This window comes from Paenibacillus sp. B2(2019), assembly GCF_008370385.1.
GTDB lineage: Bacteria > Bacillota > Bacilli > Paenibacillales > Paenibacillaceae > Paenibacillus_AQ.
Genome location: NZ_VTZR01000008.1, coordinates 15688 through 37193 on the forward strand (window position 1 = coordinate 15688; position 21506 = coordinate 37193).

The window sequence follows — 21506 nt, forward strand, 5'->3', positions numbered from 1 at the left end:
AATATCAGAAAGTATAAGTTTCACATGTCTACTCATGTTCTGATATTTCTCGCAGAAACGGAACCGTCCCTATAAGGACGGTAAAATCCATTTCTGCTTGGCTAATCAACAGGCGTAATCTCAATCAGGAGGAGAGTTCTATTATGGCAACAAAAAATGAACCGTTAGTTACCCATCTCTATACAGCCGATCCCTCCGCTCATGTATTTGAGGGCAAGCTGTATATTTACCCATCCCATGATATTGACCATGATGGACCTACGAATGATAATGGTGACCAATATGCGATGGAGGATTATCATGTGTTTTCCTTGGAAGATCCTACATCGCCCTGTGTAGATCATGGAGAGGCGCTTCATCTTCGGGATGTGCCTTGGGCTTCGAAGCAAATGTGGGCGCCCGATGCCGCGTACCGGCAGGGGACGTATTATTTATTTTTCCCAGCCCGGGACAAGGAGGGTATTTTCCGTATCGGAGTGGCTACGTCAACTTCTCCGTCTGGGCCTTTCCAGGCTCAAGAAAGCTATATCGAAGGGAGCTTCAGCATCGATCCAGCCGTATTCGTGGACGAGGACGAAAGAGCCTACATGTATTTTGGAGGCTTATGGGGCGGACAATTAGAAAAGTGGCGAGACGGTATTTTTCAACAAGATGCGGTAGAAAAGGGCCCAGAGGAACCGGCTTACGGTCCTTGGGTGGGCGAGCTGAGTGAAGACATGCTGACATTCAAATCTGACCCTCAGGAGATCACCATTATTGATGAAGAAGGGAACTCTATCCTTGCGGGTGATGAAGACAGGAGGTACTTCGAGGGTCCATGGATGCACAAGTATAAAGGGAAATACTATCTCTCGTACTCTACTGGTACAACCCATAAGATCGTCTACGCGGTGAGTGATAAGCCTTGCGGACCTTTTGTTTTTCAAGGAACGATCCTGAATCCAGTTATTGGCTGGACGACTCATCATTCTATAGTGGAATTTAACGAAAAATGGTATTTATTCTATCATGACGCATCGTTGTCTGGCGGCGTGGACCATAAACGCAGTATGAAATTTACGGAACTCCATTATGAAGAAGACGGCAGAATCCGGCCGGTAGTGCTTTAATCGAATAGCTCACTTCTTTTTTTATGAAACTCCATTTCAAGTTCATATAGACATGTCAGAACCGCAGACATTGCTCTTTCTAAAGCGTCCCGGAATCCGAATTGGATTAGGGACGTTTTTTCGTTTGAATAGTACGTAAAAAGGCATGTTCATCATTTAATATTGAATTCATTTTACAGGGGCTATCACCCTTTGGATGGCAGATGTATAATCATGGAATAAAGCGCAAAGGATTTGAAGCGATGAAATTATATTTGTTTATTATTCAAGCCTTTTATTTATTATCGCTAATTCCTTGGTTCATAATTTGGGGATTATCCTTTATGGTATTTGACAATGGAATCTCAGCATGGGGAATATCAATAATGATAATTGTTTCTTTGTATCCAGTTGCTGTTGTAATTTGTTCGATTTTATCTTGGATTTTTAGGGGAAGGCTTAAATCTTTAACTATCTTTTTTATTAGTGCTATTCCGTTACTGTGGGTAATTACGTTCGGAGCTATATTAATTGGGTATTGAAGTGGTGCTCGATAATGTGGTTTGTGATCAAGTTGGAGACACCTTCATATATCACTGTTTTTCCGCTTTAGTGATGACTTTTGTTCTTTATCGCTATAAAAATACACCCCCTAGAATTACATTAAATAAACCGAGAGGGTATCCAATGTCAATTCTAAGGGGTGCAGTTCATCTCTAAGGGGCTACTTTTTTATTGAAGTACAAACTGACCGCTAGCTTTGTATTTGTTTTTTTTAGTATCCCATGTAAAAGTCCCATGTACTAAATCGTATCCGCCTTCTGTTGCGTACTTTTTCCAGTATTGATGAAGTAGGCCCTTTTCATCGATCTCAGCAGAATAGTCAGCCATAAATTGTAGCTTATTAACTAATGTTCCTTGTTCTAAACGATATACATAGACTTGCGTATTGGAAGGGAAATAGTCTACAAGTATAGCTACATGTTTTTCATTTGATGATTTGGTAATAAGATTAATTGAAGGGTCATCTTCTTTATAGGCTACGTTTGTATTAATAAGTACAACAAAACTTTTAGAATTAACTAAAAATAAATTTCCGGAGTCCGTAAGTATTATGCTTTCGTCTTTGTTGTCCCCATTCAGGTCCGCTGTCTTAATAAGGCGTATGACTTCCTTTGGATATTTCTTTAGCAAGATAGATTTTGCATCCTTAGTTGCAGCATAAGTTGTCTTGGTAGTAAAGATTAGAATTAGGCTCAAAAAGAGAAATATAGAAATTTTTTTATACATTAATAATAACCTCTCCCTAAAAATGATAGGACTCTCCAAGTATCGACAAAAATTTTATTATAGCAGTAAAAGGTAAAATGTTCTATTAAGTGTAAATGTAGGTTTTTATACTCCTCTAAGATCTTGTAAAGTTGATATGATTAGAATCAGATTATCTATAGGCGGTTATGAAGAGGGCAATGACTAAGTAGAATAAATCCTTGCCTTTTAAATATATAGAAGTTATTATAGATCCATAAAGTCTATAATAAAACCCAAAGGAGATTCGTTCTTTTTTTGAGAGAATAGCAGATAATAGGAGTCTTTAATATCTTTAATATAAATTGAAAAGCGAAAGGGAGAATTAGTATGACTCATGATTGTGTAATTATCGGTGGAGGACCGGCAGGTCTAAATGCTGCTCTGGTGCTAGGCAGGGCAAGAAAAAATGTGGTTGTTATTGATGAAGGACGGGCACGTAATAGGGTTACTCGAGAAACGCATGGCTTTCTTACTAGAGATTCTATAAGTCCAAGCGAATTTAGGAGGATTGCGAAGGAGCAGATTAGTGCTTATCCATCCGTTACTTTTGCGGAAGATACCGCCCTATCGATTACGGGAACCGATGGCGATTTTCAAATTACGACGGTTCAAGGTCAGACCTATAAAAGTAAAAAGGTGCTCTTCGCCATAGGGATGAAGGACCTCCCGATGGATATTAAGGGACTCTCAGACGTATATGGTAAAAGCGCCTTTATCTGCCCCTATTGTGATGGATGGGAACTAAGAGATCAGCCTCTTGTCGTAATTGTTAAGGGAGCCGATGCAACGCATATGGCTCAAGTGTTATCTGGTTGGACGAAAAAGATTACCATATGTACTAATGGATCTGATGACTTGACGGATGCACAACGCGAAGAGCTAAATCAACATAACATTCCTGTCTACGACTCACCGATTCAGTCGATCGAATCTGACAATGGCATGGTGCAGCAAGTTTTGTTGAAGGATGGTACTAGCATCGTATGTACGGGGATATTTTTTAGACCGAAGCTTATGATCGGGTCAGATTTGCCACAAGCCATTGGTTGTGAACTCACAGAAACAGGAACAGTCATCATCGATAATCTCGGTAAAACGAACGTTCCAGGCGTTTATAGTGCCGGTGATGCAGCAACACATCTTCATCAAGTCATTATTGCCGCTTCTATGGGCTCCTTAGCTGGGGTCGGCATTAACAACGAACTAAATGAAGAGGAATGGCGTAACATATGATGCTATTGTACAAAATAGTCTAATTCATTTATTCCCTTGAGCTGAATCTACATCCAGATTAATATAGAAACTATATTTGTTCTGAGAGGGGTAGTTCAAAATAAAAATTGGATTTCTAATTATTGATATGCAAAACCTTTTCTTACACGATCATATGGAGAAGTTAAATGTAAGTGAGGCTTGTGAATACATTAATCATGTGTCTGGGTTACTTCGTGCGAAGGACCAAATCGTCATCCATATACAAGACATGGAAGGGGCGAATGCGGATACGGATCCAGAAGCAAGAAATAGCATACCGGAAATTACAGTAGCACCGACAGATATCCAGATGGCAAAAGAATATTCTAATGCTTTTTGGAGGACGGATTTGGAACAACTTCTACGTGAACATGGTGTTGAATTCATCATCGTTGCGGGCTTCGCCGCAGAACATTGTGTAACCTTTACTATGAACGGTGCACAAGAAAGAGGCTTTCAAGCAGCCCTTTTACAGAAGGCAATCCTTAGCACACGGCCAGATGCTATTACCTCGATTTACCGTGATCGGCACATGATCTCTTACCCGGTGATCGAATTTTTAATGGAGACCATTGCTTGAGATTCTACTAATAGAAGCTATTGTTTATAATTGGAGTTACGTATTAGATAACTAATATGTAACTTCATTTTATTATTGTGAAAAATACATATGGAGGTAATTAAGTTTGAGTACTCACTACTATCTCAGTTGGTTTAATAATTTTTTTCCAGAGAAGCTGGTCCATTGCTTGCATGAGGATATACAAGACAGAAAATCGCTTGTTATGATTAGCGCTGAACCGTCTGGTTATACAGGGGAGCAAATTAACATTGATGATGTTTCTGAATGTACATGGTTAAATCAGGCTAACATTATTTTTGATGAATATCATTTCATCGATTACCGCATGCAGAAGGAAGATGCCCAGCGATTAATTCACAACGCTTCTGTCATTTTTTTATGCGGTGGAGATCCTGTTTTTCAAAACGATTTTTTGGCGGATTATGAATTATCAAATGTTATTAAGAACAGCAATGCCGTTATAATGGGTGCCAGCGCCGGTGCGATAAACATGGCTGCAAAATGGTTATGCTTGAAAAACACTGGCAATGAAGTTAAAACAAGTACTATTTATGATGGTATTGGCTTTGATCATTTTGCCTATGAATCTCATCCTAAACGCGACTACGCTACGTTTGTTCAAGGTTACCTGTTCCCCTTGTCTGAAGAGATTGATGTTTATGCGGCAGAACAGGAGAGTGCAATGCGTGTAAAGGACGGCAAAATAGAAATAATGGGTCCTGTATATTTAATTTCCCACTCAAAGATTCAGAAATTGGTTGAGACGCTCTAATTAGGCTTACAGCGAATCATCTTAGGTTATTAATATCTCCAGGACTTATTGTTGGGCAGAAATGATAAATTTTAGACCGCCTTCAATGGCGGTCTTTCTATGTCCGGCAGATGCTAGCTGTTCATTTTATTGAACTAACGGGCAGGATAACTCAGTAATTTCGCGAATAAGACGTTATAAGAAATCACCAAGAAACTATAAGGAGCAGAAAACATGAAATGCCCTCACTGTAACAACGAATTAAGTGAACTTCCTTTATGTTACGGAAGTGAAGCGCCATATTATTTTTATACTGTACCAGAAGAGAAAAGAACAGAATTAATTAGAGATTTTTGTGTAATTGATGAACAGCATTTCTTTATTAGAGGACATATTGAAATACCAATAATTGATAGTAAAGAGAAATTTATATGGAGTGTTTGGGTTTCTCTTAGCGAAGAAAACTTTTTGAAATCTAATGAATTATTGCACGTAGAAGGAAGGGAAACTGAAAAACCTTATTTTGGTTGGTTATCGACTGAACTTTCAATATATCTAATAACTACATTATCGTTAAAGACAATGGTACATACACAAGAAGTTGGTGCTGTTCCGTTAATAGAATTAGAACAAACGAATCATCCACTTGCAGTTGAACAAAGAGAAGGAATTACAATGGAGAGAGTTAAAGAAATTGCTCATTTAATAAATCATAGTCTGTAAGAGAAGAATTTGAAAGTATAGTCGAAAAAGCTGCCGACATCTTATAAAATCGTATCTACGCCGCGTCGCTGCTCTCCTTGGTCTGCTAAGGGTTTTTCGGTGAGGCGTAATCAGCAGATAACCCTGCAAGGCTAAGTCTATCGGACTGGTGCGTAATGTCGATTAAGCAAGCGGGGCACATTAGTGGGATAGCGGTTGCTTCGGCAGCCATTTTTTATTTGTTCAACTAACGGGCAGGTTAGTGAAACCACACAGTTTTCTCTAACGTATAATCATTATTCAAATTTTTCCAATATGGCTCATACAGAGGTGAACTTGGCTGGAGCATTTTTATGACTTGGTTCAATTGGTGTTCTCGATCGCTCTCATCTATTCCTTAGTGTCAATTCCATTCACCTATTTTTCTACACAAGAGATACACTGGGGTTATGAAATTGCTCCAGCCGGTTTAACTTGGTTTGTAGCTGTCAGACTGTCACAACCGAGCAGCATTCAGCGGTGGATAGTACGTACCGCCAGACGAAGAGAAGCACCTAATGAAGAAGACCATAGTCCTTCCCCACATTGATATTCCATACTTTCAATTAGGGAGGACAACGATGAAAAAGATTTTGTTGTTTCAAAAATGGGCCAAGCCCATTCTCGTCATGTTGATTGGAGTTATTCCGATCATTGTGCTCAGCGGGTGTTCGACAGCATCCCAATCAAACTCGATTAATGCCGATTCAGTAGGGGTATTTAACCACTTTTTTATTTATCCATTTTCGATCTTGATCAAATTCTTCGCGAATGCATTTCACGGAAACTACGGATTATCGATCGTGCTGATGACTTTCATTATCAGACTCGCGATCATGCCGCTCATGATGAATCAAACCAAGAAACAAATGGACATGAAAGAAAAGATGGCCGTCCTCCAGCCGGAGTTAACTGCACTTAAGGAGAAGTATAAGAACGACGTCAGTGCGGATGCAAAAAAACAACAGCAAGTCGAGATGATGCAGCTCTACCAGAAGCATCAATTTAATCCCTTAAATATGGGGTGTTTACCGATGCTTCTCCAATGGCCGATCACCCTCGCATTTTACTACGCCATTCGTCGTACCCCAGAGATTGCAGCGGACGATTTTCTGTGGTTTAGCTTGGGGAAAACAGATATGATTTTGCCGCTTATTGCCGCTGCGGTGTATTACGTTCAGTTCCGCGTGTCTCAATCCGTTTCAGCGCAGTATCAGCAAAATCAAAATAACCAAATGGCTTTCATCGGATTGTTGTCACCGATCATGATGGGTGTATTTTCTTTTCAGATGCCCGCCGCGTTACCATTATATTGGGCAGTTGGCGGTATATTCATTATCGTGCAAACGATCATACTCAATAAAATGTACACGAAGCCAAATGTAGCGAGTAAAAACTTACCCACCGGTGTAGAAGATTTATGAAATTGAACCAGGTCATAAAACAATACTAAATAGAAGGCATCTGAGGCGTGACCTCAGATGCTCTGTTTTTTATGTTGGCGGCTCGTTAACGGGGAACATAGTTCAACATAATGAGAAAAATGAAAGGGCCATCCCACAAAAGGATGGCCCTAAAACTTACAGTTACTGACAGCGCGGAGAACCGTATCATAAATAACGTTTAAGCTAATGGGAAACTATAGCTCAATAACACCAGAACGAAGCTGCCGACTTGAATCGGCAGCTTTGTTCTGCTAACGGGCAGTTTTGTACAAGAGAAAATGATAAGCTGGAATAAACACTTGCAGTACTGATGGGAGAAAAAGGTGAATATATGGATTCAAATGAACTAAAACCTTTAATGAACAACACAAAATGGGAAGAAATAAGACAAGCAATGCTCAACTATGCTTTTCCAACCAAATGGAGGACTAAAGACATTGATACTGGCTATATCAGCCTTTGGGATGGAGATTGGTATTACCATTTTTCAGATGGTGGCTACAAATTTATTGAGTGGTTAGATATTCATGCTGAAGATGACTTGATAAAAACTGATTTAATTCAAATCCTGAAAAAAATACATGTTCCAGGTGAAGTAACTACCGACTCCATCATAATTTATGGATATAACAAAACTAATGAATTCATTGATTATATTTGAGTAATTACACCAATGGGTAGCGTTAGCTCAAATACGATTAGGCAGCCGTCAGTCAACGCGATCAGCTGCCTTTATTCAACTACCGGGCAAATTAACGCTATAAACCTCTTAGGATTAGTATGCTTAGGTAAAAGAAGTATTCTCATGAATTCTTTAATGTAAATAAATACAAATTCCACTTCAGTTAATCCATTTTCTATACATATTTTTAAGAGTATATTGAGGTAATTAAAGTGATTATTCACTTTGATAAATCCGAAATTGCTATGTCGGTATTATTTTATGGCTTCTTAAGGATTGCAAATCCATCGAAATATGGGAGTTTAAAACAGATGTTGTGCCGTAGTTAGCTTTATGAAAGGAAGGTGCAGGGGTGAGTATTTATTACGCTTCAAGCAAAGAGGATATCACTAAGGATGCACTCCAAGAGTTATTTCTTTCAGTAGAATGGGAGTCTGGCAAGTACCCAAACGAGCTTTTACAAGCAATCGGAGGGTCTCATTCAATTGTTACCGCTTGGGAAGGAGGAAAGCTTGTTGGTTTAATAAATGCTTTGTCAGATGGTGTTTTAACGGTATATTTTCATTATATGCTTATTAATCCGAGTTATCAGAGTATAGGTATAGGTAAGGAAATGATGAATATAATGCTTGATAGATATAAAGGGTGTAAAACAAAAGTATTAATTTCTTATCCTCATGCAGTGGATTTCTATAATAAATTTGGCTTTAATACAGAGGATGGAGCTACACCAATGTTTATCTCAGAGTTGATATGATTGATGGTGTAATTTTCATATACAAATAATTACATAAATTAAATCCTTAAAAAAAGGGGATGAGCAATATGGCAAATATCGAGCACTTACAGACCGTGAATGTTCCAGCTTCAACGGTATATGAAGCATTAACCACTGCAAAAGGACTTTCAGAAATATGGACAAATGAACTAATAGTCAATGATCAGATCGGTTGTATAAATGAGTTTCGATTCGGCGGCAAAGGTTTAACAAAGATGCGAGTTGATGAGCTTGTTCCCGATAAAAAGATTTTGTGGCAGTGTGTTGATTCAGATCCAGAATGGATAGGTACGACAATTTCTTTTGATATGAGGGAAAAAAACGGGAAGACTTCAATCATTTTTCGTCAGATGAATTGGGAGGAAGTGACCTTATTTTATCGCGTATGTAATTATAACTGGGCTATTTTTTTGTACAGTCTTAAACAGTATTGCGAAGAAGGCGAGGGTCTCCCATATCATAAACGGAAGTTTTAGAACCATTGAAAACACGGTTGGGTGACTAAAGTACATGATCCCGAGAACTGATTTCGAAAGTACTGGGTAAGTACGAAGAAGTTGTCACCCAAGTCTTGATAATCATTCGTTCAACAAACGGGAAACCATAGTTCTATAAATAGCAGTAGTTTAAGATTTTAAAATGCCTTGAACAGTTGATGAATGAAAACGATTGAACTTTTGTATTTAAATCATTAAATTTTTATATTTTTAGCCTAAAAGATGCATTGACCCGGAAAAGGTTGGAGCCTATAATCATAAACAGGGAAAATTCATTAGATATGGAGCTATCTGTAACCTGAGGATTTCTCAATAGTTCTATTTGTAAACGCATACAATGAGGTTTTTCCATATTTTCTAAGAAGGAGGAGATTGATAAGTTAGATTGTTTCTTTTTTTCTCATTTTTGCAAACGTTTGCACAACGTAATTTGCACTTAATATTAATGAGGAGGTTATTTAATTGGTACGAAAACAATCTAGGCGGTTTTTTTCTTGGTTGATCATTTTTTCGCTAATCTTTAGTTTATTCGGTTTATCCGGCGGGGCTTCAGCCAGCAACACTGATTATACAGTCTCCTATACAAACACCACAGCATCTGCTGTGACACTGCATTGGACCACGAATAATTGGACGAATACTACGGACACAGTCATGTCTAAAAGTGGGACCACGTTTACGGCCAACCTCAATGTTCAGGAGGGCGCAACACTCATTTATTGTTATCACATCACAGCCCCGACGGATAGCTGGGACAGCAACGGAGGGAAGAACTGGACGGTAGTTATTCCGGTTGCTGGGAAGTATGAAGCTGAGAGCGCAGCCTTGTCAGGTAGCGCAAAAATAAATACGAATCACACCGGATATACCGGCACTGGTTTTGTTGATGGATACACAACCACAGGAGCAACTACCACCTTTAATGTTCAATCTTCCGCTGCAGGCGCCTATAATGTCACGCTTCGCTATGCCAATGCGACTGGCAGTGCCAAGCAAGTTTCCATTTATGTGAATGGAGCAAAGGTAAAGCAGACCACTTTAGCGAACTTGCCAAATTGGGATGCATGGGGTGACCAAACAGAAACGCTCTCCTTACAGGCAGGAAATAATACGATCGCTTACAAATATGACTCGGATGATACTGGGAATATCAATATCGACTATCTAACTCTTTCAGCCACAGCAACGCCAACGCCTACCGCAACAACAACCGTGACTCCTACGCCAACACCAACCGTAACACCAACACCAACACCAACACCAACACCAACACCAACACCAACACCAACAGTGACGCCTACACCAACACCAACGCCAACTTCGGCTGGCTTAACGGTTCATTTTAAGAAACCAGCAAACTGGAGCTCAACGATCCGAATCCATTACTGGAATCTGAGCCCGACAACGGTTCCAACAAGCGGAGCTTGGCCAGGAATTCTGATGAAATCGGACGGAAACGACTGGTATAGCTATACTATTGCCAACGCCACCAGCACAAGCCTTATCTTTAATGATGGCAACGGCAAACAGACGGCCGACTTGTCCCGCAATGTAAAAGAGAGCTGGTATAACGCAGATAATGTGTGGTATGACGCTAATCCAGAAATTCCGAAGATCCCCGTGATTTCAGTCTCTCCTACGCCGAAGACATATGATTCTACCCAAACTGTGAAGCTCTCCAGTATCAATACTGGCGATAAAATCTACTATACGACAGACGGGTCGACACCAACGACATCTTCTACCTTATACACGGCTCCAATCCAAGTAGTTTCTACTACGACTATCAAGGCTTTTGGTGTTAACTCCATCGGTCAAGCAGGCAGTGTAGGCACTTTTGCTTATGTCATTGACCTAAATCTCGACCTGCAAGCCCCAACGATAACCGCGAATTTACCTGTTGGGAATTCAAGCTCTGCCGTTACCGTCTCTTTTAATATAAAAGATAACAAAGCAGCAATGACCACCGCATATTACACAGATAATGGGACGGAACCAACTACCAGTTCAAATCTCTATATCTCGGGCAATGCTTTAACTGCTCTGGCAGGACCGTCCATTCTTATTAATAAGACGACGACACTGAAATTCCTGGTGGTTGATGGTGCCGGAAATGAAACGAAACAGAGCTTTGTCTATACGATTGGAAATAAAGGCGATTTCCGTGAAGACACCATTTATTTCGTAATTACTTCACGATTCTATGATGGTGATCCGAGTAACAATGTACATTCATGGGAGGACGCTAAAGCAGGAAATCCGGATTCAGACCCAGCTTGGAGAGGTGACTTTAAGGGACTGATTCAAAAGCTAGACTACATCAAAGCGCTCGGATTCAGTGCTATTTGGATTACGCCAGTGGTGCAGAATGCCAGCGGGTATGATTATCACGGCTACCATGCGATTAATTTTTCCAAAGTAGATCCAAGGTATGAATCAGCGGGAGCCTCTTATCAGGAATTGATTAATGCAGCTCATGCCAAAGGGATAAAGGTTATTCAGGACGTTGTTGTGAATCATACCGGTAATTTTGGGGAAGAGAATCTGTTGCCTATGTTCAAAAAAGATCCGACTGCAGCGGACACCGTAAATAACATGCTTAAAATTACGGATAAACTGCCAGCTAACTATGATACGATGACCCCTGATCAGCAATATCAGGCCAGACTCGCAATCATGAAAAATGCGGAAACCAACAATAACATGTATCATACCGAAAAAAGTCTTTCCTGGGAATCTTACACCGTACAGACAGGACAGATTGCAGGAGACGCTGTGGACTTGAATACGGAAAATCCTGTAGTGAATCAGTATCTAATTGACAGCTATAATCAGTATATTGATATGGGTGTTGATGCTTTCCGGGTCGATACTGTGAAGCATGTGAGTCGGTATATTTTTAACAAATACTTTGTTCCTGCTTGGAAAACAAGAGGGGGCTCAAACTTCTTTGTTTTTGGTGAAGTGGCTACTCGGTACAGAGATGTATGGAATAGTGGGATTCCGGCAATATCGACTCCATTCTATACATGGAAAAGCTCGAAAGCCTATCCGGGTGATGGACAAAATGACTACGCTTCCAACAAGCTGTCAGTGGAACAAGAGTGGGCAGATAACTCTACTACAGCAGGGCAGCCAACCTCGAACAATGCTTTTTTAATAGGCAATAATTATCACGCGCCTGACTATTCGATGAAATCGGGTATGGATGTTATTGATTTCCCGATGCATTGGGCATTCAAGACTGCGCAGGAAGCATTCAGTATGAAGAGCGGTGATCAATATTATAACGATGCTACTTGGAATGTAACTTATGTTGACTCTCATGACTATGCACCTGACCAAGCCCCAGAGAATCAACGATTTGCTGGGACACAAGACACTTGGGCTGAGAATCTCTCGCTGATGTTCACTTTCCGGGGAATACCTGCGATCTATTATGGTTCTGAAATCGAGTTTAAAAAAGGATCAGTCATCGATGTTGGCCCGAATGCACCACTTAGCTCAACAGGGCGTGCTTACTTTGGAGATCAAATTGAGGGTAGCGTTACTGTTCAGGACTACGGTAAGTATACAAATGCTACTGGTACACTTGCCGATTCATTAAACTATCCTTTGGCAAAACATATCAGACAACTCAATTTAATCAGAAGAGCTGTTCCAGCCTTGCAAAAAGGCCAGTATTCCACAGAAAATGTATCTGGTGAATTGGCATTTAAAAGAAGATATACCGATAGCGCAAAAGGCATCGATAGCTTTGCGTTAGTTACGATCTCAGGAAATGCGACATTTACCGGAATTCCGAACGGAACTTACGTGGATGCGGTGACTGGCGATACCAAAAACGTTACTAACGGCACAATCACTCTGGTATGCTCTGGAAAAGGAAACGCTAGAGTGTATGTATTGAACGGTAGCGGTGGAATTGGAGTAACCGGAACCTACCTGAAGTAGTATAAAATCTTTTAGTAAAAAGAGAAGAAGCAACCTCAGTTCGGATTGTTCACCGATCTAAGGTTGCTTCTTCATATACAACTTAATCATTTAATCCTTTTCCATCCAGAATTTGCGGCATCCATTTTTCAACCCTAGATACTCGAGTTTTGGATTGCTTGGGCTCATTAAAATGATGAAGGTATGCTTTTTGCCGCCCGGGCGTCAAAGCTTCAAAAGCATTTTTCAAGGCAGGCATTTCATCAAGTTTAGTTTGAAATTCATCAGGAATGATGAAATCTGTATTCTTTTTGAATTCCACTTCCAAACCAGCTTTTTCAACTTCGATGGCTTCATAAATATAGTCTTTTATAATGCTTTCTTTTTCAAGGATCTCTTGAACATTGGTGAACCGGATTTGGCGTGCAGCTTGTACATTCTCCGTTTGTTGAATCAGAATTCCATGGGTATCCTTTAATAAGACACCTTTATGAAACAGCAGTGCAATATATTCTTTAAATCCATGGATTAAGACTATGTTTTTGTTCTCAAACGTGTAACAAGGATGCATCCATTTAAAGTCTTCAGTCAACTCACAGTCAAGAACGATATTTCTCAACATCTCGTATTCTTCCTGCCACTGTTTTACTTTCCTTAGAAATCCGTCCACCTTAGGATTCGTTTTACTATTAGTCATTAAGGAACACCCTTCTTCCTCGTAATCATATTAAGATTTCTACTTACTTAGCTTGTCCCTTTTGTGGCTGATCTAATTGCATAGTTTGCATACAGACACTAGTAAAGCTAACATAATATTAGATGTCTCTTATGGAAATGGCTAGTAAAACTTATGTTAGCGAGGTATTTATGAATACAATTACCGTCGATTTAGTTGCAAGATTAATTAATGAACAATTTCCCGCGTGGTCCGATTTAGAGATTAGGCCAGTAAAATTCAGCGGGAATGATAATCGTACGTTTCATTTAGGTGAGCATATGAGCGTGAGGTTACCAAGTGCAGCAGCTTATGCTCCACAAGTAGAGAAAGAGCAACAATGGTTGCCCATATTAAGTAAAGAACTCACGTTACCTATTCAAATACCATTAGTCAAAGGGGAGCCTAACGAAGAATATCCATTGCCGTGGTCTATCAATGAGTGGGTAGAGGGTGAGACATTAACGCACCAAAATATTAATGATCTTAACCAGTTTGCAAGAGATTTGGGAGCATTTTTAATTGAATTACAATCTATTGATGCTAGTAGGGGGCCTTTAGCAGGAGAACATAATTTCTATAGAGGTGGATCTTTAGCGGTATATGATGAAGAGTCTAGACATGCGATTGAGCATAATAAAGATATTTTTAAAGAAGATCTATTGAGAGAAATCTGGGAATTAGCATTAGATTCTAAATGGAATTCCAAGCCGGTTTGGGTTCATGGAGATATTGCGCCAGGGAATTTACTAGTCAAAGATGGAAAGCTGTGTGCAGTCATTGATTTCGGAATCTTGGGTGTAGGCGATCCTGCTTGTGATGCGGCAATGGCATGGACCTTTTTTGATGAGGATAGTAGAAAGGTATTCAAGGATGTATTACAGATGGATGAAGAGACTTGGAATAGAGCAAGAGGATGGGCTTTATGGAAAGCATTAATCACATATAATGGAAATCGATATTCTAACCCAAAGGTAGCGAGAGAATCTTTAAATATTATCAATCTAATAGCAGATGACTTCGAATTGTAGAAATTGCCCTACATAAAACATGTAAACTAACCCATACTAGTTCATAAGTATGATAATTTATGAACATTTAGCGACTGACAACGATTATCATATTAGAATTATTATAAATAACTTGACAGGCCTTAATTTGGTTAATTATAATAATTACAAATAGTATTCAGATATGTGATGTTTGCAGATTTGAATATTGTATCCACAAAAAATAAAACTTAAAGGAGATTTAAATAATATGTCACTTATCGGAACAGAAGTCCTACCATTCAAAGCAAGCGCATTTCAAGATGGGAAATTCATCGATGTATCAGAAGAAAACTTTAAAGGTAAATGGAGTGTAGTTTGCTTCTACCCAGCTGACTTTACATTCGTATGCCCAACTGAACTTGAAGATCTGCAAAACCAATATGAAACCCTAAAACAATTGGGTGTTGAAGTATATTCCGTTTCCACAGATACTCACTTTACACATAAAGCATGGCATGAAAGCTCTGCAGCTATTGGCAAGGTAAAATACATTATGATCGGCGATCCTTCTCATGTGATTTCCCGTAACTTTGATGTTCTGATCGAAGCTGACGGTCTTGCTGATCGTGGTACATTCATCATTGATCCAGACGGTATTATCCAAACCGTTGAAATTAATGCTGGTGGTATTGGTCGCGATGCTAGTGCACTTGTTAACAAAATCAAAGCAGCACAATATGTACGCAATCATCCAGGTGAAGTTTGCCCAGCGAAATGGTCCGAAGGTGCAGAAACTCTTAAACCAAGTCTCGATCTTGTAGGTAAGATTTAAGGAGCGAAAGCTAAATGAAATTAGATCAAGAAATAAAAGCTCAACTAGCTCAATACCTAGAACTCTTGGAAGGCGACGTAGTACTGAAAATCAGTGCAGGCTCTGACGAAGCATCTCAAGAGATGGAAGCGCTGGTTGATGAAATTGCCAAAATGTCAGCTAGGATAACGGTAGAAAAAACCGAACTGCCTAGAACCCCAAGCTTTAGCGTAAATCGTGTGGGTGAAGATACGGGCGTAACCTTTGCGGGAACTCCGCTAGGACATGAGTTTACTTCATTAGTGTTGGCTCTATTGCAAGTTAGCGGAAGAGCGCCTAAGGTTGAGCAAAGTGTTATTGATCAGATCAAAAGCATTAATGGCGAATATAAGTTTGAAACTTATGTCAGCCTAAGCTGTCACAATTGCCCTGATGTTGTACAAGCACTGAACCTAATGAGTATCTTCAATCCTGGGATTACCCATACGATGATTGACGGCGGAGTGTTCAAAGAAGAGGTAGAACGCAAAGAAATTATGTCTGTTCCAAGCGTTTACCTTAACGGTGAATTTTTCGAAAGTGGTCGTATGACGGTTGAAGAAATTCTAGCTAAAATGGGTAGTACTGTAGACGCATCAGAGTTTGACAATAAAGCTCCATATGATGTACTTGTTGTTGGCGGTGGCCCAGCAGGTGCAAGTGCAGCAATTTACGCAGCGCGTAAAGGAATTCGCACAGGGATTGTCGCTGAACGCTTAGGTGGACAGGTTAACGACACACTTGGTATTGAGAACTTTATCAGTGTAAATTACATTGAAGGTCCTCAGCTAGTGGCTAAACTCGAAGAGCAAGTGAAAGAGTATGGCATTGATGTGATGAAGTTACAACGTGCCACACGTTTAGATAAGAATGATTTAATTGAAGTTGAACTCGAGAACGGTGCTGTTCTAAAGAGTAAGACGGTCATTCTGTCGACAGGTGCTCGTTGGCGCAATATGGGTGTACCTGGTGAAGCTGAATTCAAGAATAAAGGCGTAGCCTACTGCCCACACTGTGATGGTCCTTTATTTGCAGGCAAAGATGTTGCCGTTGTCGGCGGCGGTAATTCAGGGATTGAGGCAGCTATTGACCTTGCGGGTATAGTGAAGCATGTAACGGTTCTGGAATTTGCTCCAGAGCTCAAAGCAGATGCCGTACTGCAAGATCGTCTCTACAGCCTACCTAACGTTACTGTGCTTAAGAACGTGCAAACGAAAGAAATTACCGGAACTGATAAGGTAGATGGTATTTCTTATATCGATCGTGCGACAGAAGAAACTCACCATATTGAATTACAGGGTGTGTTTGTGCAGATCGGTTTGGTTCCGAACACAGATTGGTTAGGTGACATGGTTGAACGTACTCGCGTTGGCGAGATCGTTGTAGATAGCAATGGTGCTACAAATGTACCAGGAGTATTTGCTGCTGGCGATTGCACTAATAGTGCTTATAAACAAATCATCATTTCGATGGGATCCGGTGCAACTGCAGCTTTAGGTGCATTTGATTATCTGATCCGTAACTAATCGATACTGTTAATAAAAGCAAGTAACTCAAAGCCCTCACTTTTCACAAGGTGGGGGCTTTTTTGTATGCTATCCGTATGTTATGAGCGAAAAAGGGGATTTGTAAACTTTTTTGGAGGATTTTATGAGGATTTCTTGAATACATATTTCAAATATGAATTAAGCAAAATTGAGAATTTAGCACGGTTGGAAAAACCTTTTGCTGGAATGGAGACTATATTTCTGTGATTAATAATATTGAATCTTTAGACAAATTTATCGCGATTATACCTATAATAAAATTATCTATTCCGGCTGATTTATCCATAGCCATATGTGATTTGGATCGGTTTGTTGCTTATTTTCCTGGCGATACCATTAATTTAAACATTACCGAAGGACAGCTTTTAAACAAAGAAGAACCGCTTTACATAGCTATACGAGAGAATCAAGCATTAAAGTCCGATGTTCCGGCCAACTTTTATGGATTCGAGTTTACGGGTACAGCGACACCTCTTCACGATAAAAACGGTCAGGTCATTGGCGGGATTGCAGTTCAGATTCGTAGACAAAGTGAATTAAAGGCTATTGTAGAACAGATCTCAGAATCACTGACCCAAGCTAATGAGCAAATCAATAATATTTCGTATGGATCCAATTCACTTGCGGATTACTCTCAGCAACTACTTATTCAATCCCAACAAGCTGGTAGAGATGTGGAGAATACTACAGAGGTCCTATCGATTATTAAAAAGGTTGCTGACCAAACGAATTTACTCGGGCTGAATGCAGCAATAGAAGCGGCTCATGCAGGTGAGAAGGGAAGAGGATATGAAGTCGTAGCTAAGGAAATTCGGAAATTTTCACGGGAAACCGTTTCTTCAACTCAAAATATAAATGAAACCATGCTACAAATTAAGGGGATTACGAACCAAATGGCTAATTCGATAGAGAAGATAGCGGCTATCGGACAAGAACAGGCTGCATCTGTTCAGCATACTTCTGCATTTATTGAGGAAATAAAAATAATGTCCCAAAAGCTTAACGAGTTTGCGAATAAATTGTAGTAAGAGAATCAGTTCTTTTTTTGTTGAAACAAAAGAATATTTTAAACGTATATTTAAATTCATGGATGGTATAGTAAGATAGTAGTTGAGTAACAAACTTAGGAGGAATAAATTATGTCAACGCCGCACAATGCAGCACAAAATGGTGAAATCGCCAAAACAGTATTAATGCCAGGAGATCCGTTAAGAGCGAAGTATATCGCAGAAACCTATTTGGAGAACCCAACCCAATTTAATACGGTACGGAATATGTTTGGATATACAGGCACTTACAAAGGTAAAGAAGTGTCAGTAATGGGTTCGGGAATGGGAATGCCAAGTATCGGTATTTATTCTTATGAACTATACAAAAATTATGGTGTGGAAAACATCATTCGCATCGGTAGTGCAGGTGCCTACACTGATAAATTGAATTTATTTGATGTGGTACTGGCGGATAGTGCGTGGAGTGAATCTACATACGCCTATGTGCAAAGTGGTGTAGAAGGAGACGTACAGCTGCCAAGTAAAGAATTGAACGAAGTCATTGAAGAAGCGGCTAAACGTATTAACAAGCCACTTTTGACGGCAAGAATTCATTCAAGCGATGTATTCTATCATGAAGATAACGTGCCAGGCCACAATGAATTTTACAATGAACATGGCTGTGTATGTGTAGAAATGGAGAGCTATGCATTGTTCCATAATGCGAAAGTATTAGGTAAACAAGCAGCATGTATTCTTACTATTTCAGATTCATTAGTTACTCATGCAGTAACCACGGCAGAAGAAAGACAAAATTCTTTCAACAGCATGATGGAAGTTGCATTAGAAGCAGCGATTTCTCTTTAAGATTAAGAAGTGAAAGATAAACTAAAACATCTTTATACAGAAATTGTATAGAGGTGTTTTTTTGTGTTTTCATGACTAAAGAGGATATACCCTTAGGTTCGTTATTGACAAGAAGAAAAATCCAGATCATAATAACATATGAGCATTTGTTCATATGTTATTATGATCTGGAGCTTTTGAATACCACTGCGCGCGCATACAAATACTATCTTGCTGAAGGTAAATAGGAGGTAAATCATGAAGGACAAGAAGAATAATCACAATCATCAGATTGAGCACTTAGACGGGCAACACTCTGATCACGATCACAGCGATCACAATCACAGCGATCACAATCATTCCCATGCAGGACATGATCATTCCCATGGGCCTCACGGTCATCATCATTTTGATCCTAGCGGAAATAAAAAAGGACTAATGATTGCATTAATAATTACGGTAGGAATTATGTTTTTGGAGTTTTTTGGCGGACTGATCACTAACAGCTTAGCGCTGCTATCGGATAGTGGGCATATGCTAAACGATGCAAGCTCCTTAGCATTAAGCCTAGTAGCGGTCTGGTTTGCAACTAAACCTGCCTCTCCCAATAAAACATATGGATTTCATCGGTTTGAAATTCTAGCGGCACTATTGAATGGGGTCACCTTATTTGTAGTTGCTGGTTTTATCATCGTGGAAGCTTATGGCCGATTCTTCGAGCCGCCTACGGTTGCAAGTGGTTCTATGATGCTGATCGCATGTATAGGTCTTTTAGCCAATGTTGCTAGTGCTTGGTCTCTTATGAGAAAAGGAGATGTAAAGAATAACATAAACCTTCGCAGCGCTTATCTTCATGTGCTTGGCGATGCTTTAGGCTCGGTGGGGGCTATTATTGCAGGTTTAGTTATGATGATTTTTGGCTGGTATATTGCTGATCCGATTATAAGCGTAATAGTTGCTCTATTAATTCTTAGAGGCGCTTGGGGAATCATCAAACATACCGTTCATGTTCTTATGGAAGGTACACCGATTACAGTGAATCCTTCTGAGGTGAAGGCAGTTCTAGAAAATATCGAGGGCGTTATAAATGTTCATGATCTTCATATTTGGACAATTACCTCGGGTCTTGATTCACTAAGCTGCCATCTCTTAATCAAAGATCAGGAAGATGATCAACGTATTTTGCAGCAAGCCATTCAGTTAATAGCGGAACGCTTCAAAATCCAGCATACTACTATTCAAATTGAGACATCGGTGATATCCCATGAAGTGATGAAAGTCTAATTATATTTTATATTTTGAATAGATTAGGGGGGCTATAGTATAATAAAACTATATGGAAAGGAGTGATTGGTGCATGGAAGATCATACGCACGAGCACGAATCATGTAGCACGGGTGAACGAAAAAGTCATCACTCTGAGAAGACAAAAAAGAACCTGGTTAGCCGACTCAATAGAATTGAAGGACAAGTAAGAGGGCTAAAGGGATTAATTGAGAAGGACACCTATTGTGATGATGTGCTGCATCAAATCTCTTCGGTCCAATCTGCTTTGAACGGCGTAGGAAAGCTTTTGTTAGAACATCATATGAAGAGCTGTGTCGTAGAACGAATTCAAGATGGTGAAAATGAAGTGTTAGATGAGTTATTAATTACCATCAATAAATTAATTAAATAATTGATAATAGAAAGGATTCGTTGGAATCCTTTTTTTATTTAGATTCATGTATAGTATAGAGGGGTATACTAATTCTGTTAGAAAATATACTGAAGGAGGACGACCCATATGAACGTAGAGGTATTTACAACACCGACTTGTGAGGATTGCAGAAATTTTAAAAAGTTCTTAAGTGAGCATCATATTCCATTTACTGAATTTAATATTGCAGATCATCCTGACCATGCAGATACGTTATTTAATCGAACTGGAAAAAGATTGGTTCCTACCATTTTCATTAACAATCAGGTATTCTTCGGATTTGTGTTCAATCGTCAAGAAATTGAGAAACAGCTGCTTGTCTAATGTTCAGTTCGGACAATTTCTCTGAGCATGATAAGTTAGCTCACGATTGGGTATATATAGAGTAGGGGACTATACTAAATTACATCTTGAGAGGAGCTTTTATGATGTCACATCAAAACTACAAGGCGTGTATTGAAGAATGTTTAAAATGTATGGTGGCTTGTAATCACTGTTACTCATCTTGCTTGGAGGAAGATCATGTTGGAATGATGAAGGAGTGCATTCGCCTGGATCGTGAATGTGCGGAAATATGCGGATTCACTGCACATGCCCTGTCGATGAACAGTAAATATGCCAAGGCCTTATGTTTAGCTTGTGCAGAGGCTTGTGAAGCCTGCGGCAACGAATGTAAAAAGCATGACCATGATCATTGCCAGCAATGTGCAGAAGCATGTTTTGCCTGTGCGAAAATCTGCCGTGAAATGGCTGCTTAACTCAGTAGGACTCTCTTCAGAGAGGACGGATTCATGAAGGAGTTTTC

22 protein-coding genes are annotated in these 21506 nt (G+C 39.6%); 20 read left to right on the forward strand and 2 right to left on the reverse strand.

Going from position 1 to position 21506, the window contains the following annotated elements; translation table 11 throughout:
• Positions 1-143: 143 nt before the first annotated feature.
• A complete protein-coding gene (locus tag PAENI_RS07225) occupies positions 144-1109 on the forward strand; it encodes a glycoside hydrolase family 43 protein (RefSeq protein ID WP_149644819.1) in 966 nt (321 codons plus the stop codon).
• Between the two features lie 711 nt (positions 1110-1820).
• On the opposite strand, the gene PAENI_RS07235 is transcribed toward PAENI_RS07225, so the two are convergent.
• A complete protein-coding gene (locus tag PAENI_RS07235; protein WP_149644820.1) occupies positions 1821-2378 on the reverse strand; it encodes a hypothetical protein in 558 nt (185 codons plus the stop codon).
• A gap of 348 nt (positions 2379-2726) precedes the next feature.
• On the opposite strand from PAENI_RS07235, the gene PAENI_RS07240 reads away from it, so the two are divergent.
• The 10 genes from PAENI_RS07240 (at position 2727) to PAENI_RS07285 (ending at position 13084) form a co-directional block, all read left to right on the forward strand.
• Positions 2727-3632, forward strand: a complete 906-nt coding sequence (locus PAENI_RS07240; RefSeq protein ID WP_149644821.1) for an NAD(P)/FAD-dependent oxidoreductase — start codon at positions 2727-2729, stop codon at positions 3630-3632.
• A gap of 121 nt (positions 3633-3753) precedes the next feature.
• Positions 3754-4233, forward strand: a complete 480-nt coding sequence (locus PAENI_RS07245; protein ID WP_316502761.1) for a cysteine hydrolase family protein — start codon at positions 3754-3756, stop codon at positions 4231-4233.
• A 106-nt stretch (positions 4234-4339) separates the two neighbouring features.
• Positions 4340-5008 carry a Type 1 glutamine amidotransferase-like domain-containing protein gene (locus tag PAENI_RS07250; RefSeq protein ID WP_149644823.1) on the forward strand — a complete coding sequence of 223 codons (669 nt, stop codon included), beginning with the start codon at positions 4340-4342 and terminating at the stop codon, positions 5006-5008.
• 213 nt (positions 5009-5221) lie between these two features.
• Positions 5222-5710 (forward strand): DUF2199 domain-containing protein, encoded by a 489-nt coding sequence (locus tag PAENI_RS07255; protein WP_149644824.1) that lies wholly within the window; start codon positions 5222-5224, stop codon positions 5708-5710.
• Positions 5711-6047: 337 nt separating this feature from the next.
• Positions 6048-6278, forward strand: a complete 231-nt coding sequence (locus tag PAENI_RS07260; protein ID WP_149644825.1) for a hypothetical protein — start codon at positions 6048-6050, stop codon at positions 6276-6278.
• Between the two features lie 31 nt (positions 6279-6309).
• On the forward strand, positions 6310-7152 hold the full coding sequence (gene yidC, locus PAENI_RS07265; RefSeq protein WP_149644826.1) for a membrane protein insertase YidC: 843 nt from the start codon (positions 6310-6312) through the stop codon (positions 7150-7152).
• A gap of 331 nt (positions 7153-7483) precedes the next feature.
• Positions 7484-7834 (forward strand): DUF6678 family protein, encoded by a 351-nt coding sequence (locus tag PAENI_RS07270; protein ID WP_223178921.1) that lies wholly within the window; start codon positions 7484-7486, stop codon positions 7832-7834.
• 373 nt (positions 7835-8207) lie between these two features.
• Positions 8208-8612, forward strand: coding sequence for a GNAT family N-acetyltransferase (locus PAENI_RS07275; RefSeq protein WP_038573410.1), 405 nt, complete (start codon positions 8208-8210; stop codon positions 8610-8612).
• Positions 8613-8680: 68 nt separating this feature from the next.
• Positions 8681-9109 (forward strand): SRPBCC family protein, encoded by a 429-nt coding sequence (locus PAENI_RS07280; protein WP_149644827.1) that lies wholly within the window; start codon positions 8681-8683, stop codon positions 9107-9109.
• A gap of 483 nt (positions 9110-9592) precedes the next feature.
• On the forward strand, positions 9593-13084 hold the full coding sequence (locus PAENI_RS07285; protein WP_149644828.1) for an alpha-amylase family glycosyl hydrolase: 3492 nt from the start codon (positions 9593-9595) through the stop codon (positions 13082-13084).
• An 82-nt stretch (positions 13085-13166) separates the two neighbouring features.
• Here PAENI_RS07285 and PAENI_RS07290 read toward each other — a convergent pair whose 3' ends face one another.
• A complete protein-coding gene (locus PAENI_RS07290) occupies positions 13167-13760 on the reverse strand; it encodes a YdeI/OmpD-associated family protein (protein WP_149644829.1) in 594 nt (197 codons plus the stop codon).
• Between the two features lie 170 nt (positions 13761-13930).
• Between PAENI_RS07290 and PAENI_RS07295 the strand changes: the two genes are divergently transcribed.
• The 9 genes from PAENI_RS07295 (at position 13931) to PAENI_RS07335 (ending at position 21459) form a co-directional block, all read left to right on the forward strand.
• A complete protein-coding gene (locus tag PAENI_RS07295) occupies positions 13931-14809 on the forward strand; it encodes an aminoglycoside phosphotransferase family protein (RefSeq protein WP_149644912.1) in 879 nt (292 codons plus the stop codon).
• A gap of 229 nt (positions 14810-15038) precedes the next feature.
• Positions 15039-15602 (forward strand): alkyl hydroperoxide reductase subunit C, encoded by a 564-nt coding sequence (gene ahpC, locus PAENI_RS07300; protein ID WP_042192019.1) that lies wholly within the window; start codon positions 15039-15041, stop codon positions 15600-15602.
• A gap of 14 nt (positions 15603-15616) precedes the next feature.
• The gene (ahpF, locus tag PAENI_RS07305; RefSeq protein WP_149644830.1) at positions 15617-17146 is read left to right on the forward strand and encodes an alkyl hydroperoxide reductase subunit F; all 1530 of its coding nucleotides are present in this window, start codon (positions 15617-15619) and stop codon (positions 17144-17146) included.
• 224 nt (positions 17147-17370) lie between these two features.
• Complete coding sequence (locus tag PAENI_RS07310) at positions 17371-18192, forward strand: methyl-accepting chemotaxis protein (RefSeq protein WP_149644831.1); 822 nt, start codon at positions 17371-17373, stop codon at positions 18190-18192.
• 114 nt (positions 18193-18306) lie between these two features.
• The gene (gene deoD / locus PAENI_RS07315) at positions 18307-19023 is read left to right on the forward strand and encodes a purine-nucleoside phosphorylase (RefSeq protein WP_149644832.1); all 717 of its coding nucleotides are present in this window, start codon (positions 18307-18309) and stop codon (positions 19021-19023) included.
• 237 nt (positions 19024-19260) lie between these two features.
• A complete protein-coding gene (locus tag PAENI_RS07320; RefSeq protein WP_149644833.1) occupies positions 19261-20286 on the forward strand; it encodes a cation diffusion facilitator family transporter in 1026 nt (341 codons plus the stop codon).
• A gap of 73 nt (positions 20287-20359) precedes the next feature.
• Positions 20360-20680, forward strand: coding sequence for a metal-sensitive transcriptional regulator (locus PAENI_RS07325; RefSeq protein WP_042131123.1), 321 nt, complete (start codon positions 20360-20362; stop codon positions 20678-20680).
• A 108-nt stretch (positions 20681-20788) separates the two neighbouring features.
• Positions 20789-21025, forward strand: a complete 237-nt coding sequence (locus tag PAENI_RS07330; RefSeq protein WP_060625785.1) for a glutaredoxin family protein — start codon at positions 20789-20791, stop codon at positions 21023-21025.
• A gap of 104 nt (positions 21026-21129) precedes the next feature.
• The gene (locus PAENI_RS07335; protein WP_042192011.1) at positions 21130-21459 is read left to right on the forward strand and encodes a four-helix bundle copper-binding protein; all 330 of its coding nucleotides are present in this window, start codon (positions 21130-21132) and stop codon (positions 21457-21459) included.
• The last annotated feature ends 47 nt before the right edge of the window (positions 21460-21506 follow it).